The 14,895-nt window shown below is 32.1% G+C and carries 18 protein-coding genes; 10 read left to right on the top strand and 8 right to left on the bottom strand.

The annotated features are described in order from the left end of the window. Positions 1-27: 27 nt before the first annotated feature. On the top strand, positions 28-927 hold the full coding sequence (gene xerD / locus GJJ64_RS04685; protein ID WP_317162902.1) for a site-specific tyrosine recombinase XerD: 900 nt from the start codon (positions 28-30) through the stop codon (positions 925-927). Here xerD and prmC read toward each other — a convergent pair. Next, positions 912-1,730, bottom strand: coding sequence for a peptide chain release factor N(5)-glutamine methyltransferase (gene prmC / locus GJJ64_RS04690; protein ID WP_154286573.1), 819 nt, complete (start codon positions 1,728-1,730; stop codon positions 912-914). The two genes, xerD and prmC, sit on opposite strands and share 16 nt — an antisense overlap. After that, on the bottom strand, positions 1,708-2,772 hold the full coding sequence (locus GJJ64_RS04695) for a sensor histidine kinase (protein WP_154286574.1): 1,065 nt from the start codon (positions 2,770-2,772) through the stop codon (positions 1,708-1,710). The genes prmC and GJJ64_RS04695 overlap by 23 nt, the downstream gene beginning before the upstream one ends. A 53-nt stretch (positions 2,773-2,825) precedes the next feature. Between GJJ64_RS04695 and ribD the strand changes: the two genes are divergently transcribed. The 3 genes from ribD to GJJ64_RS04710 are packed head-to-tail and all read left to right on the top strand — an operon-like array spanning position 2,826 to position 5,337. Beyond that, complete coding sequence (gene ribD, locus GJJ64_RS04700) at positions 2,826-3,878, top strand: bifunctional diaminohydroxyphosphoribosylaminopyrimidine deaminase/5-amino-6-(5-phosphoribosylamino)uracil reductase RibD (protein ID WP_317162903.1); 1,053 nt, start codon at positions 2,826-2,828, stop codon at positions 3,876-3,878. Then, positions 3,875-4,723, top strand: a complete 849-nt coding sequence (locus tag GJJ64_RS04705) for an EamA/RhaT family transporter (protein WP_154286575.1) — start codon at positions 3,875-3,877, stop codon at positions 4,721-4,723. The genes ribD and GJJ64_RS04705 overlap by 4 nt, the downstream gene beginning before the upstream one ends. Further along, positions 4,723-5,337 (top strand): IMPACT family protein, encoded by a 615-nt coding sequence (locus GJJ64_RS04710; RefSeq protein ID WP_195759225.1) that lies wholly within the window; start codon positions 4,723-4,725, stop codon positions 5,335-5,337. The genes GJJ64_RS04705 and GJJ64_RS04710 overlap by 1 nt, the downstream gene beginning before the upstream one ends. Here the strand turns inward: GJJ64_RS04710 and GJJ64_RS04715 are convergent. Continuing rightward, positions 5,330-6,628: a nicotinamide mononucleotide adenylyltransferase gene (locus GJJ64_RS04715; protein WP_154286577.1), complete on the bottom strand. Its 1,299-nt coding sequence runs from the start codon at positions 6,626-6,628 to the stop codon at positions 5,330-5,332. The two genes, GJJ64_RS04710 and GJJ64_RS04715, sit on opposite strands and share 8 nt — an antisense overlap. 103 nt (positions 6,629-6,731) lie before the next feature. Then, entirely contained in the window at positions 6,732-7,172 is a 441-nt protein-coding gene (locus GJJ64_RS04720; RefSeq protein ID WP_154286578.1) for an Hsp20/alpha crystallin family protein, read from the bottom strand. Positions 7,173-7,313: 141 nt separating this feature from the next. Between GJJ64_RS04720 and GJJ64_RS04725 the strand changes: the two genes are divergently transcribed. Together GJJ64_RS04725 and GJJ64_RS04730 are read left to right on the top strand one after the other, a co-directional pair. Further along, on the top strand, positions 7,314-7,751 hold the full coding sequence (locus GJJ64_RS04725) for an acyl-CoA thioesterase (protein WP_154286579.1): 438 nt from the start codon (positions 7,314-7,316) through the stop codon (positions 7,749-7,751). Further along, positions 7,751-8,134: an acyl-CoA thioesterase gene (locus GJJ64_RS04730; protein WP_154286580.1), complete on the top strand. Its 384-nt coding sequence runs from the start codon at positions 7,751-7,753 to the stop codon at positions 8,132-8,134. Before GJJ64_RS04725 ends, GJJ64_RS04730 begins: the two co-directional genes overlap by 1 nt. Positions 8,135-8,140: 6 nt before the next feature. Here the strand turns inward: GJJ64_RS04730 and GJJ64_RS04735 are convergent, their stop codons facing one another. Both GJJ64_RS04735 and folB read right to left on the bottom strand, forming a co-directional pair. Continuing rightward, positions 8,141-9,547, bottom strand: a complete 1,407-nt coding sequence (locus GJJ64_RS04735; protein ID WP_154286581.1) for an FAD-binding oxidoreductase — start codon at positions 9,545-9,547, stop codon at positions 8,141-8,143. Then, positions 9,540-9,917 carry a dihydroneopterin aldolase gene (gene folB, locus GJJ64_RS04740; protein WP_154286582.1) on the bottom strand — a complete coding sequence of 126 codons (378 nt, stop codon included), beginning with the start codon at positions 9,915-9,917 and terminating at the stop codon, positions 9,540-9,542. Before folB ends, GJJ64_RS04735 begins: the two co-directional genes overlap by 8 nt. 83 nt (positions 9,918-10,000) lie before the next feature. Between folB and GJJ64_RS04745 the strand changes: the two genes are divergently transcribed. From GJJ64_RS04745 to GJJ64_RS04760, 4 genes are all read left to right on the top strand, one after another. Next, positions 10,001-11,194 (top strand): acyl-CoA dehydrogenase family protein, encoded by a 1,194-nt coding sequence (locus GJJ64_RS04745; RefSeq protein WP_154286953.1) that lies wholly within the window; start codon positions 10,001-10,003, stop codon positions 11,192-11,194. A gap of 16 nt (positions 11,195-11,210) precedes the next feature. Beyond that, the gene (locus tag GJJ64_RS04750; protein WP_154286583.1) at positions 11,211-12,023 is read left to right on the top strand and encodes a hypothetical protein; all 813 of its coding nucleotides are present in this window, start codon (positions 11,211-11,213) and stop codon (positions 12,021-12,023) included. 12 nt (positions 12,024-12,035) lie between these two features. Further along, the gene (locus GJJ64_RS04755) at positions 12,036-12,248 is read left to right on the top strand and encodes a hypothetical protein (RefSeq protein ID WP_026904776.1); all 213 of its coding nucleotides are present in this window, start codon (positions 12,036-12,038) and stop codon (positions 12,246-12,248) included. Between the two features lie 89 nt (positions 12,249-12,337). Next, positions 12,338-12,718, top strand: a complete 381-nt coding sequence (locus GJJ64_RS04760) for an SRPBCC domain-containing protein (RefSeq protein ID WP_154286584.1) — start codon at positions 12,338-12,340, stop codon at positions 12,716-12,718. On the opposite strand, the gene GJJ64_RS04765 is transcribed toward GJJ64_RS04760, so the two are convergent. Beyond that, positions 12,682-13,719: a glycosyltransferase gene (locus tag GJJ64_RS04765; RefSeq protein WP_154286585.1), complete on the bottom strand. Its 1,038-nt coding sequence runs from the start codon at positions 13,717-13,719 to the stop codon at positions 12,682-12,684. The genes GJJ64_RS04760 and GJJ64_RS04765 overlap by 37 nt on opposite strands. Beyond that, a complete protein-coding gene (gene lysA, locus GJJ64_RS04770; protein WP_154286954.1) occupies positions 13,700-14,881 on the bottom strand; it encodes a diaminopimelate decarboxylase in 1,182 nt (393 codons plus the stop codon). Before lysA ends, GJJ64_RS04765 begins: the two co-directional genes overlap by 20 nt. Between the last annotated feature and the right edge of the window lie 14 nt (positions 14,882-14,895).

A 14,895-nucleotide genomic window follows, 5' to 3' on the forward strand; every position in this document is an offset into this window, starting at 1 on the left:
CTTATCATTAAAAATTCAAAAGATAAAGTGGAATGGCAATCATTTAAAAAAGGATTTAAATCTTTTTTGAAATTAGAGAAATCTCTATCAGAAAATTCTGTTCAGGCTTACATACGCGATGTAGAAAAACTGGTTCAGTTTTTAGAGATGAAAAGCCCATCGGTTTCTTTATTAAAAGCTAAACCTCAAGACTTAAGAGATTTCATTAAATGGATTACCGAGTTAGGAATGTTAGCTACTACACAGGCTAGAATTATTAGTGGCATTAAGGCCTTTTACAAGTACTTAATCTTAGAAGATTTATTAGAAATAGACCCTTCTGCATTATTAGAGACCCCAAAAACAAGAAGAAAACTACCAGAGGTTTTAAGCGTTCATGAAATAAATTTATTACTCGATGGTTTAGATTTATCAAAACCAGAAAACACCAGAAATAAAGCCATGTTAGAGATTTTGTATGGCTCAGGACTTCGTGTTAGTGAGTTAGTAAACCTCAAATTATCAGACTCATATTTGGATTTAGAGTTCCTGAAAATCAAAGGAAAAGGTAATAAAGAAAGATTAGTGCCTGTAGGAAGTTCTGCCTTAAAATACCTCCAAATATATTTAGATACCGTTAGAAATCATCTGGATATAAAAAAAGGTCATGAGGATTTTATATTCCTCAATAAAAGAGGCACAAAGCTATCAAGGGTGATGATTTTTATGATTATTAAAGATTTGGCAAAAGCTGTAGGTATTAACAAAACTATAAGTCCGCATACGTTTAGACATTCTTTTGCAACCCATTTAATAGAAGGTGGTGCAGACTTAAGAGCTATACAAGAAATGTTAGGTCATGAAAGTATCACTACAACAGAAATTTATACCCATCTGGATAGAGACTTTTTAAAACAAACCATTACACAATATCACCCAAGAAGTTGAGCTTTTATAAAACGATTGTTATTGTTTAAATCTTTGATGATTTGAGCTTTAAAGCCTTTTTTCTGGATAAGTTCTTGTGTTTCTACTGCTAAGTTTTGATTAATCTCGAAAAGCAATAGTCCGTTTGGATAAAGATTTGTTTGGGCGAAATCAGCTATTTTATCATAAAAAATCAAGGGATTTTCATCTTCAACAAACAAAGCTAAATGCGGCTCAAAATTTACAACATTATCATGCATATTTTGCTTTTCTGATGTTGCTATATAAGGAGGATTACTTACTATAATATGAAATTTAGGATAATCATCGGCTTTTAAAGCCAGGGCATTATCTTTTTTAAAATGTACCTCTACCCCATTTTCTGTAGCATTTGCTTTGGCAAGTTTTAGTGCTTCTTCGCTAATATCAATGGCATGAACTTGAGCGGCTGGCAAATTCTTTTTTAGAGAGATAGCAATACATCCGCTACCGGTACCTACATCTAAAATTTCTTGATTTGATGTTTTTTTAAGTTCTTGAAGAATCATATAAACCAATTCTTCTGTTTCTGGTCTAGGGATAAGTACATGCTCATTTACTTTTAATTTTAGGTTATAGAAATAAGCATAGCCAAGAATTTGCTGAAGCGGCTGCTTTAAAGCTAGTTTAGCCAAATAACCATTAAATAATTCTTTTTGTTGTGGTTCTGGTAAATATGCTAAATCTTCACTAATCCACTTAAACAAAGCATTTATTTCTTCTTTTTCATAAACACTTTCAAGTACTTTAAAATAATTTTCCTTAATAGCTTTCTTCTCTAACATGACCTTCTTTAAAAAGTGGCAAAGTAAATAAAAATGTAGAACCTTGTCCTTTTTTACTTTTTATATCAAAAGATCCGTTATTTTTTCTGATAAACTCTTGACAAAGAATCAAACCTAAACCTGTTCCTTTTTCATCATTTAAACCACTGGTACTATAAAAATTACGCTTATAAATCTCTTTAATTTCTGCCGGAGAGAGTCCAATACCATTATCTTGAACAGAAAATTGAGCTAACTCCCTCTTTTTTGTACAAGTTATGTTTATTTCACCATCTTGAGGGGTAAATTTTAAAGCGTTATTAAGCAGATTCCTAATGATTACATTAAACATTTCTTTATCTGCAAGAAGCTGTAAATCAGCTGGTACGTTTACCACTATTTTTATGTTTTTTTGAAGGATGTTATATTTCTGTAAATCAATATTATCCTGAATAATTTTTAAAACATTAAAGTTAGATTTCTGAAGTTTTTCTCCTTGCATTTGGCTTTTTGCCCATATCAATAAATTATCTAATAAGTTTGATGTTGAGTTAAACTGAGACTTAAGCTCTCCTATCAATAATTTAGACTCCCTTTCATCAAGTAAATGCTCATCAAATAAGTTTAAAGTCCCTTTTAAAGATAAAAGCGGACCTCTCACATCATGAGAAATAATAGAAAAAAATCTATTTTTTAGATTGTTAAGCTCTTCTAGTTCTTTCTTTTGTTTATTAATTTCTTCATTTTGCTCTCTTAAAATTCTATTATTTGTTTTAGCTCTTCTTCCGCTTTTATATAGTCTGTAGGATAAAAATAGTGCTGTTAAAGAGAATATTAAAGTAGCATAAATCAATAAGTTACGATTTTCTATCTTTAGCTCATTTTTGATATTTTTCTCTTTTAGGTTATTATTTTCTACATGCAGACTATCAAGAATATCTACAATAGGGCTATCTTGTAAATTACTTAAATAAAGAGCATCTTGCTGCGATTGGTGCGCCCGTGTCTTTAAAAAGCAAAACAAGAAAATCAAAAAAAATATGGCAGACTTCTTTATGGTCATTAAATTGTATTTATTAAATAAAAGTCTAAACGACTAATTATTATCTTTGATACGTGAACAAGCAAGAAATTGTTTTACAAAGAGCTATAGAATTAGCAAAATTGGGTGCAGGAAGTGTAAGTCCAAACCCTATGGTTGGTGCTGTTATTACGCATCAAGGTAAAATTATTGGTGAAGGATATCATCAAAAATATGGTGAAGCACATGCCGAGGTTAATGCTATCGCAGATGTATTTTTAAAACACGAAAATGCTGTAGAACTGTTAAAAGAAGCAACACTTTATGTTACTTTAGAACCTTGTGCCCATTTTGGTAAAACCCCACCCTGCTCAGATTTAATAATTCAACACCAAATACCTGAAGTAGTTATTGGCTGTACGGATCCTTTCTCTAAAGTAAATGGTAAAGGCATAGAAAAATTGCAAAATGCAGGCATAAAAGTTACTACAGGTGTTTTAGAGCAAGAGTGCCTAGCTTTAAATAAACGTTTTTTTACCAGAGTAGAAAAACAGAGGCCCTATATCATTTTAAAATGGGCACAAACTTTAAATGGTTACTTTGCTACCAAAGATGGTCCTCAGAAATGGATAAGCGGTAAAGAAGCTAAAATGCTGGTACACCAATGGAGAAGTGAAGAAGATTGTGTTTTAGTAGGAAAAAGAACTGCTGAAATAGATAATCCGCAACTTAATGTAAGATTGGTTGAAGGTAAAAACCCTAAAAGAGCGGTTATTGATAGAGATTTAAAACTCGATAAAAAACTCCATTTATTTGATAATTCTATAGAGACTTTTGTCTTTAACAAAGCTCTTACAGATGTAAAAGAAAATGTTAAATACATTAGTATAGAAGATTTCGACTTTTTCTTACCACAATATTTATTGTATCAGTTATACTTACAAGATATACAATCTGTTATTGTAGAAGGTGGTATTAAAACCTTAGAAATGTTTATTAGTGCTGGTTTGTGGGATGAGGCCAGAATTCTCGTTTCACCTATTGCTTGGGAAGATGGTTTAAAAGCCCCAGAAATTAATGGCATTCAGGAAAGCATAATCCCTATTGGTAAAGATAAATTATTAACGCTTACACCTCAACATCCATGATATATTTAGCTATTGCTATTTTATGCAGTGTAACAGTTAGTATCAATTTCAAATTATTGAAAAGATATTATACAAACGCTTACCAAGCAATTGTTTTTAATTATCCAACTGCTGCATTATTATGTTTTTTATTTTTTAAACCCGATTTAAATACTCAGCCTACAACACAAAATTTTACTCTTTACGGAATTACAGCTATTCTCCTCTTGTCTATATTTTATTTTATTAGTAAGAGTATTGCTACATCAGGGATGGTACTAACGGTTATAGCGCAGCGTTTATCATTAGCTTTACCCGTTTTAGGATCTTTTTTATTGTTTAGCGAGCAATTAACGCCATTAAAAATTGTAGGTCTTGTTATAGGATTTTTAGCCATTATTGCATCTAAGCCAGAAGGTAAATTTGATTTAAAAGACATGAAATTTTGGTTTCCTATTATTGTATTTTTAGGAACCGGGGTAATTGATGTCCTTTTTAATTTCCTCACTAAAATAGATGGAATAAGCTTTACAACTTCACTATTTTATATTTTCTCTATCGCTACGGTTTTAGCCTTTGCTAGTTTGGCTTATCAAAAAATAAATGGAACATTAAAATTTCAGACCCGAGCAGCTTTAGCAGGCATAGTTTTAGGCTTGTTTAATTTTGGCTCTATATACTTTTACATTTTTGCGCTACAAATAGAAAAAGACAGACCTTCTGTTGTATATTCTGCTCTTGATATAGGTGTAATTGCTTTGGGTTCTTTGGTAGGCTTAGTTTTATTTAAAGAACGTTTAAGTGTTTTAAACAAAATAGGTTTGCTTTTGGCGATTATAGCTATTATAATTCTTACATTTTCTTGATGCTTTTTGACGATACTTATAAAACTGTACAAAACCCAGCAGAAGGCATTTTTAGAGATAAAGGAAGTAAATTTATTGCTTACGCCTTTCCCTTTTCTCATGAAAATGATTTAAAAAATATCATTACTAATGTTAAAACATCACATCCGAAAGCTAGGCACCATTGTTATGCATATAGGCTTACGCCAGATAGAAATATTTATAGGGTTAATGATGATGGAGAACCTTCTGGTACTGCCGGAAGGCCTATTTTAAATGTTTTACTTTCTAAAGAACTTACTAATATTTTAGTAGTAGTTGTAAGATATTTTGGAGGTACTTTATTGGGTGTACCAGGTTTAATAAATGCTTATAAAGCAGCCACAGAAGATGCTATTTTAAATGCTCAAATTATAGAAAAAACTGTTAATGATGTTTATGCTATTAAGTTTGATTACTTATTGATGAACGATGTGATGAAAATCATCAAAGAAGATAAAATAGAAATACTTCATCAAGAATTTGATTTAAATTGCCAAATTAAACTTAGTATTAGAAAAACCGATCTTGTAAAAACTATCCCTAAATTCGAAGATTTGAAAGGTTTAGAATTAGATTTTTTATACACTATATAATCTCTGCAATCTCCTCAATATCAATAATATATTTATTCTGAATCAAGAAATCAAAAAGTGGTTTTGCTTCTGGTGAAACTTCCACATTTTTAGTAGTAACGATGGTTTTGTTTTTAATATCCCGGTAAGGATAAGTTAACAGTTTAACGTTTCTACTAAATAAATCGCTGATATAAGCTAATAATTCGTTAGTATAATTTTCACCATAATTTTCTGATTGAAAAATATGCTTTAGATTAGAAATGTTGGTAGTAATTCCAACACTTTTAGGTTTGGCTAATGATAAATACTTAGCTAGTTTATTATGCCTATTAAAATTAGAAATTATAACGTAATGACCTTTTTCTGTTATTTCTCTTGCTCTTTTTGCTACGCGTTTTAATAAATCTTCATCGCTCTTATCGGCTTTCTCCATCATGTTATTTAGGGTAAGCTCTGCAAGTGTAACCAATTCTGTTTCGTTTATAGCTAATGTAGCTTTATATTGTTCTACAGCTTGATGAAATAAATCAAAATCTGGTAATACTTTTTGGTTAAAACGAGTTCTTAAAATCATGATGTGCTTTTTATACATCAAATCTTTAGCTTGTTTAACCTTGGCATAATTATCAAAAATAGCAGCACTAGAGAAACCTTTTTGTATCAAGTAAAGGTTTACTAGAATATCATCTAAAAACTCAAAAACTGGACCTTTAACACTTATTAAATCTATCTCTACAGAACCTTGTGTTAAATTATCAGCTAAAGATTCAATCATGGCTTTAGGGTCATGATGTAAATGAAAAGCTGCATAAACTAGATTTACTCCTAAAATACCCAATACATTTTGTTGCAAACTAGCATCACTATCTAATAGCCTTACATGGAAAATAATTTCATGTGGTGGTCCGTAAGGTTCTAACTGAAATTTTATACCTAACCAACCATGTGGGTCGTTAGTTTTATTGTAGTTAAGTGTTGTTACCGTATCCGCGAAAGCGAAAAAAGTTTTGGTTTGATATTTATCTCCAAATAACCTATCACCCAAGAGTTTAAATTCATAATCAAGCATTTTTATTAATCTTGATTTAGATACATAACGTCCAGACTCTTCTTGACCATAAATTTCATTACTGAAAGTCATATCGTAAGCAGACATGGTTTTGGCAATGGTACCAGAAGCAGCACCAGCTGTAAAAAAGTTTCTAGCTACTTCTTGTCCGGCTCCAATTTCTGCAAAAGTGCCGTATATATTTGGGTCAAGATTAATTGTTAAGGCTTTTCGGCGGGTATCCAGAATTTCTAAACTCATGTCCAAATTTAATAAATAATGTTGATTTTGAAGTAAAAAAGCAATCCCGTTTCTGCTAACAAAAACGGGATGCCAATCAAAAAACTAAACCTAAAAAATATGATTAACTTATTGCTATTTCCCTAGATTGGATTTTAGCTTCTTCTTTTTTACCTACTGTTACGTATAATACACCATCTTCATATTTTGCGTCTATTTTAGCAAAATCTACAGTTTCTGGTAAGGTAAATGATCTAGCGAAAGCGTTATAACTGAATTCTTTTCTGGTAACTTTTCTATTATCGTTTTCTGTCTCGGTGGCTTTTTCTGCTGAAATTTTCAACACATTTTTCTCTAGCTGAAGTTTAAAATTTTCTTTCTTTAAACCTGGTGCAGCAACTTCTATGGTATAAGCTTCTTCTGCTTCAAAAATATTCACCGCCGGAACTTTATTTAAAGTGCTATCATTATAATAGCTATCTCTAAAAAAACTATCAAATAAATCATTAAATGGCGAATAATTTCTCACACCGTTTTTCTCGTTATTAAATTTTACTAAAGTCATTTTTATATCCTCCTTATAAATTATTTTAAATTTGTTTACGTTTAAAGATGAATCAACTCTAATACCAATGGTATTTTTGTTGAAAAACAATGACTTTTTGTCATTAATTTGTTTATTTTACTGACCATATTGCAGTTTACTATGAAATTAGAAGAAAATATTTCTGCCTTTACTTATAAAACTCCTATCCCAATTAGGTTTGCAGATATGGATATGTTTGGCCATGCAAATAATGCTGTTTACCTTACTTATTTTGAACAAGCCCGCTCTGCCTATTGGAAAGACATCATTGAGTGGGATTGGAAGGCAACAGGAATAATACTAGTAAAATCTGAAGTAGAGTATTTAAAACCTATACTTTTAGAAGATAAAATAACAGCTTGTGTTAAAACTACCAGAGTTGGCAATAGTAGTTTTGATATTGCTTATCTCCTTTATGCTGAAGAAGGGGATAATTTTATTTTAAAAACCATAGGCAAAACTACACAAGTAGCTATTGATTATAAAACGGGAAAACCTGTAGCTATTCCGCAAGCAGAAAAAGCTAAAATGATTGCTTATGATAACCCAGAAATGTAATGTTTAAAGAAAGCTTTGAGGTTAGAGATTATGAGTGCGATTTACAAGGAATTGTAAATAATGCAGTTTATCAACATTATTTAGAACACACACGACATCAATTTTTAAAACATAAAGGTTTAGATTTTGCTAAACTACACCAAGAAAATATTGACCCTGTAGTTTACCGTATAGAAATTGACTATAAAAAGCCTTTAAAAAGTGGCGATAAGTTTCATGTTAGCCTACAGATAGAGCGTGAAGGAAATTTGAAATTTATTTTTCATCAGCAAATTTTTAGAGGAGAAGAATTAATAACAAAAGCAAAAGTAATTATTGTTTTTACTTCTTCAGGAAAACCTATTTTACCACCTAAAGAAATTATAAGAACTATTTTGAGTTAAAATTAGCTAGGTTTTGATGTTAAATATCTTACCAGGATTTAAAATTCCTTTAACATCAAATACATTTTTTATTGCTCGCATAAGGTTTAAATGCGTTTCTGAGTATTTGATATGCATATAATCTTTTTGTACCAAGCCAATGCCGTGTTCGCCAGAGATAGTACCGCCCAAAGAAACGGTAAGTTCAAAAATTTCTTTAATCCCGTCTTTTAGTTTAATATTCCAATCAGCATCACTCATGTTTCCTTTAATGATGTTGACATGTAAATTACCATCGCCAGCATGACCGTAACAAATAGAATCAAAACCATATTTCTCACCTAAAGCTTTAATACCTTTAATGAGTTTTGGTAACGATGCCCTTGGAACTACAGTATCTTCTTCTTTATAAATGGAGTTTGATTTTACAGAATGCGGCATTAAACGCCTCACTTTCCAAAGCTCTTCTTTTTGCGTTGATGACTCAGCTAAAAGCACATCTAAACAATGATATTGTTCTAAAACCGTATTTACAGTTTCGCAATCTTGATACAAGACATCTAAATAATTACCATCAAGCTCTATCAGCAAATAAGCTTTTGCATCATCCAAAACATTAAAATTGAGTTGAGCATAATTGACCACCCACTCTACCCCATTACGCTCCATAAATTCTAGAGCGGAAGGTGTAATTCCTGATTTAAAAATGGCAGAAACCGCGGCACAAGCCTTTTCTTCTGATGTAAAAGCAGCCATCATTAAAAGCTGATGAACCGGTTTTGCTATCAGCTTCACAACAGCTTTAGTAATAATTCCTAAAGTCCCTTCTGATCCTATAAAAAATTGCGTTAAATTATATCCAGAAGCATATTTAATGGTATTAGCACCCGTCCAAATGATATCGCCATTAGGCAAAACAACTTCTAAATTTAGTACAAAGTCCTTTAAAGTACCATATTTAACAACTCTTGGTCCGCCAGAACCATGAGCAATATTACCACCAATAAAAGAAGACCCCTTACTTGATGGATCTATGGGGTAATACAAGCCCTTTTCTGCTGCCGCGTCCATTAGTACCTGTGTAATAACGCCAGTTTCTACTGTGGCTTGTAGATTTTGCTCATCTATGTGGATAATTTTATTGAAGCGTTCTAAACTTAATGATACACCTCCAAAAATAGGCAAAGCTCCGCCACTTAAACCTGTTCCGCCACCACGCGGAGTAACAGCTATTAAATGCTCATTACAATATTTTAAAACATCAGAAATTTGCGATGTATGATGGGGTTTTAAAACTACCTCAGGCTTAAAACTTAAATCTTCAGTTTCATCTTTACTATATTTTAGAAGCGAATCTTCATCAATAAAAACAGCATCTTCTCCACATATTTCTTTAAAGAAAGCTATATCCTGATGGTTTATCGGCTTAAACATGATCTGCTTGATAAGTAAGTTCTACCAAAGAATTTTTAACCTCTGCCTGTATAGGCGGATTTAATTTTTTTATTTGAATGTTGATGTACTCTAAAAACGGATAAGCTGCTAAAAAATCATCTAAAATACCATGTGCAACATGCTCTAACAATTTAGCTTCTTTAGAAAAATGATTTTTAGCAATATCATAAAGTTTGCTATAATCAACAGTATGGTCTAAATTATCTGTATCCTGTTGATGCTGAATGGTATAGCTTACATAAGCAGAAAACAAAAAGTTGTTCTTTAAAATTCTTTCTTCCTCAAAAAAACCTATCGGAGCATTAAATTTCACCTCTTCTAAGGCAATTTTTCTTTTGATAACAGACATGTTATAAATATGAATGAAAAACTAATAACATCAAAGGGAACAAATAAAATATTGTTTTGTTAAATTTAACAAAAGCCAATGCCATGAATCAAAAATCTTCAAAAACCGATTTATATCAACATCCAGATTATTACCTAATGGATGAATTGCTAAGCGACGAGCATAAATTGATTAGAAATACTGTTAGAGATTGGGTAAAAAAAGAAGTCAGCCCAATTATTGAAGACTATGCCCAAAAAGCACAATTTCCTAAACATTTAATTAACGGTTTGGCAAATTTGGGTGTATTTGGTCCAACCATTCCACAAGATTATGGTGGTGCTGGTTTAGATTATATTGCTTATGGCATCATGATGCAGGAAATAGAACGTGGAGATTCTGGTTTACGCTCAACCGCTTCTGTACAGGGGTCTTTAGTAATGTACCCCATATTTGCCTTTGGTTCTGAGGAGCAAAAGCAAAAATACTTACCCAAATTGGCTTCAGGAGAAATAATGGGATGCTTTGGTTTAACCGAACCTAATCATGGTTCTGATCCTGGCGGAATGGAAACACGCATTCAAGATATGGGAGATTATTTTTTACTTAATGGTGCTAAAATGTGGATTTCTAATGCTCCTTTCGCCGATGTAGCTGTTGTTTGGGCTAAAGATGATACACAAACCATTAGAGGTGTTATTGTAGAACGTGGTATGGAAGGATTTACCACACCAGAAACACATGGAAAATGGTCTTTAAGAGCCTCAGCCACAGGTGAACTTATTTTTCAAGATGTTAAAATCCCGAAAGGAAATATTCTTCCTCATGTACAAGGCTTAAAAGGACCTTTAAGTTGTTTAAACCAAGCTAGATTTGGTATTGCTTGGGGCGCTTTAGGTGCCGCTATGGATTGTTATGATACGGCTCTTAGGTATGCTAAAGAAAGAAAACAGTTTGGAAAACCCTTAGCTGGTTTCCAGTTACAACAAAAGAAACTGGCCGAAATGATTACTGAAATTACCAAAGCGCAATTATTGGTTTGGCGTTTAGGAGTTTTGAAAAATGAGAATAGGGCCACTCCTGCTCAAATTTCTATGGCTAAAAGAAATTCGGTAGAAACAGCTTTAAATATTGCCAGAGAAGCTAGGCAAATGCTAGGCGGTATGGGCATAACCGGAGATTTCTCTATCATGCGCCACATGATGAATTTAGAAAGTGTTATTACTTATGAAGGTACTCATGACATACATCTATTAATAACAGGTTTAGATGTAACAGGTGAGAATGCTTTTACGTAATACCTTAAACTAAACTATGAAAGCATTTAAATTACTGATTTCACTTATTGTTCTCGCTATAAGTTTACCATCATGTGTTACGTATTTAACTCCCTCAATGACTGGAGATAACAATATAGGATATCTACCACGTCCGTTCTCTAAAGATACTATTAAACGCCTGAATTATATTTCTGCAGAATACAGTTCAAGTAGTGCACCAAGTGGAGATTTAAATTTCAATCTAGGAATGCTAAATATTAGCAAAGGTCATACTCTAAAACATATTAACTTTGGTTATGGCGCATTTGTTTTCTTAGGTAACGCCAATTATGAGAATGACTCTACCATATCAAAATCAGATTCTGATAATCCTATAAATAATTTTAACAAGTTTTTATACGGTGGCGGATTAAGAACAACTATAGGTTTTCATGTTACAGAAATAAAGAATTTAGATTTAAGGATATTAAATTGGGAGAACGCATTTTCCATTGAAAAAGGCGATTACGCAAATTACAGAAAAGAAATTTACCGATCCACATTAAGTTATCCAGTTTATGTTTCAAATCTTGATAAATTCTTTACTACGGGTTTATCATCAGAGATTTTATGGAATCCAAATTTTTTAAACAAAAACTTACAAATAGGCTTACGCCTTTTTGTTGGAATAACATCAGGCCTAAATAAGAGCTTTATCAACAAAGATACAAATCAAACTGATCCTGATATGGATTATAGAGCTGTAAGTTTTAACTCCTTTATCAAGTACAAAAAAATTTTTAGCACTTTACAAATGGGAGCAGAACATAATCTTGGAGCCAAAATTGCTTTGGGTTATTCTTTTTAAAACACCAATACTATGAACAAATCATTAGGAATTATTTTAACCATCATTGGCATTGTGATGCTGGTTTGGGGTGGCTTTTCTTATACTAAACAAGAAAAAGTCATAGATGCAGGACCTATACAGGTTTCAGCAGATAAAAAAGAGACTGTTAATTGGCCTCCTTATGTGGGCGGAGTAGTTTTAATTGCCGGTATTGTTTTATTAGTTACAGCTAAGAAAACCTAATCTTAACAAGATGATAAAGGTTTACATAACCGAATTTTATTCTAATTTTGAGCAGAGATTTAAATATTTCTGCTTTTTTTATTTATAAAATGAAAGATTATAAAAAGTATTATCTTATACCTGCCACACAAGAAGAAGTTTATCTAGCTTTAACTAATCCTCTAAGTATTAAACTTTGGACAGGTGCTGAAGCAGAGATGAGTACCATAGCAGGTTCGGAATTTTCTTTATTTGATGGTGATATTGTAGGAAAAAATCTGGAGTTCGTTGAAAATCAAAAAATTGTACAAGAATGGTATTTTGATGGACAAGAAGAAAAATCAATCGTAACCATTAAACTACACGAGCATAAAAAAGGCACCTCAGTAGAATTACTACATACCAATATCCCAACAGAAAGCTATGAAGAATTTGTTGATGGCTGGGATAGCTCTTATTTTGGAGAGTTGTTAGAGTTTTTTGAAGAGTAATCAAAAGGTAGGTATTTTGTCGTTACTTCTTCTTTTAAAGTAGGGATAACTTCGTTCAAATTTTCTTTATTTAATACCCTTTCATAATACTTAAGATATTGGCTAGCCATAAAAGTTGCTGAAAATAAATCTTTAGCTCTTTCGTGGCATTTTAAGCTGTCAAAATCATCTACTTTTTTTAGTGCATAAGCTAAATCTTCTGCCGATGTACTTAAGAAAGCTATTTCTTTGTTTACCAACTCTGGTATAGCGCCATAAGGAGTAGCAAAAATGGGACATCCAAAATACATACTTTCTATAATAGCTAAGCCAAAAGGCTCATCCCATAAAACAGGAAAAATAAGTCCTTTGGATTTCTGTAAATATTTGGATTTCTCTAAATTATCTACCATACCTCTAAATCTAACATGGGTGTCTAAAGTAAAACGCCAACCCATTTTAAAATTAAATCGATAACCACCTAAAACTTCTAGTCTTTCATTAGCTTGTTTAGTTATTTGGATAGCTCCCTTTACATTTTTAACTTTCCATGCGGCGTTAGCTAAAAAATGAAAATATTCTCGTCTAATACCTAGTTTAGGTTTAGGGTAATTATCCCAATCTAAGCCGTTGTAAACAAAAGCATTAGATTGGTGTCTTTCTGCATGGTTTTTACTGATAAAAACACATTGCTTATCTAAAGTATGGTTATAAGCTGGGTTTACATGAATAGTAATTAAATAAGGTTTTTGTGGCTTTGGATGCACAATATCATGGCAATGTACTAAGTCTACATCTTCAGGAATTTGTTGGTTTATATCAACCGAAGGATTGTAATGAATAACTTTAGCAAAATCGCAATAAGAACCGCTCTTCACCAAATAGGTAATTTGATAACCTTGTTGATGAAGAGCTTTTCCTAAATCCCAAATTACCCTTTCAATTCCACCATATTGTAAAGCAGGAATTTTTACGGGGCAATAAATAAGAATGTGTAACTTTTTATGCTTCAGTGTAAACATGTCTGATATCAGGCCTCAAATTATATGCAGAAGCCATAACCTCGCCATAAGCGCCAGCTGTTCTTAATGCAATTAAATCTCCTCTTTTAGTTTCAGGTAAAGTAACTTCTTTTCCAAAACAATCAGACGATTCGCAAATTGGCCCAACAACATCGTAATTAATAATTTTTGATTCTTGATTTTTGATGTCAGAATTATCTAATTGTCTGGAAATGTTTTCTATTTTATGATATGCCTGATACAAAGCCGGACGCATTAATTCTGTCATACCTGCATCTACAATCGCAAAATTCTTTTTAATACCATGTTTTACATATAAAACACTAGTAATTAAGCTACTACATTGCGCAACTAAAGCTCTACCTAACTCAAAATGAACTTCTTGATAAGATTTTATTTCTAAGAAGTCTTTAAAAATTTGGAAATAACTATTAAAATCTGCGATTGCGTTTTCATCAGGATGATGATAATCTACACCTAAACCACCGCCAACATTTAAAACTTTTACAGGCATACCACGCTCTTCAAACCAAGACTGAACTTCATTAACCTTTACACAAAGGCTTTTGAAAACATTCATATCTGTAATTTGAGACCCCACATGAAAATGTATACCTAAAAATTCTAAATGGCTACATTTTTTTAATGTTTCAGCCACATCAGAAAGTTCCCAAGCATTAATACCAAATTTATTTTCATCTAAACCTGTGGTAATGTAATGGTGGGTATGCGCATCTACATTAGGGTTTACACGAATAGCAACCGAGGCTTTTTTACCTTTCTTAGCAGCTAATTCATTTATAACCTCTAATTCTTGAATAGACTCTACATTGAAACAAAAAATATCATTATCTAATGCATAGTTTATCTCTCTGTCTGATTTTCCTACACCTGCAAAAACAACTTTTTTTGCATCAAAACCTGTTTCAATGGCTTTTTTAACCTCGCCACCAGAAACACAATCTGCACCTAAACCAGCATCTTTAATAAGCTGTAAAACGCGATCATTGAAATTAGCTTTTAATGCAAAATGTATATGAAAATGGTGCGATACAGAAGCCTCTTTACATGCCATTAAAGTGTCTTTCAACAGCTTTAAATCGTAATAGTAAAAAGGTGTTTCTTTACCTTTAAATGAATCAACTAATTGGGCATTAAACATTTGCCTTACCATCT

Source organism: Pedobacter puniceum (assembly GCF_009674685.1).
In the GTDB taxonomy this organism is placed as follows: domain Bacteria; phylum Bacteroidota; class Bacteroidia; order Sphingobacteriales; family Sphingobacteriaceae; genus Pseudopedobacter; species Pseudopedobacter puniceum.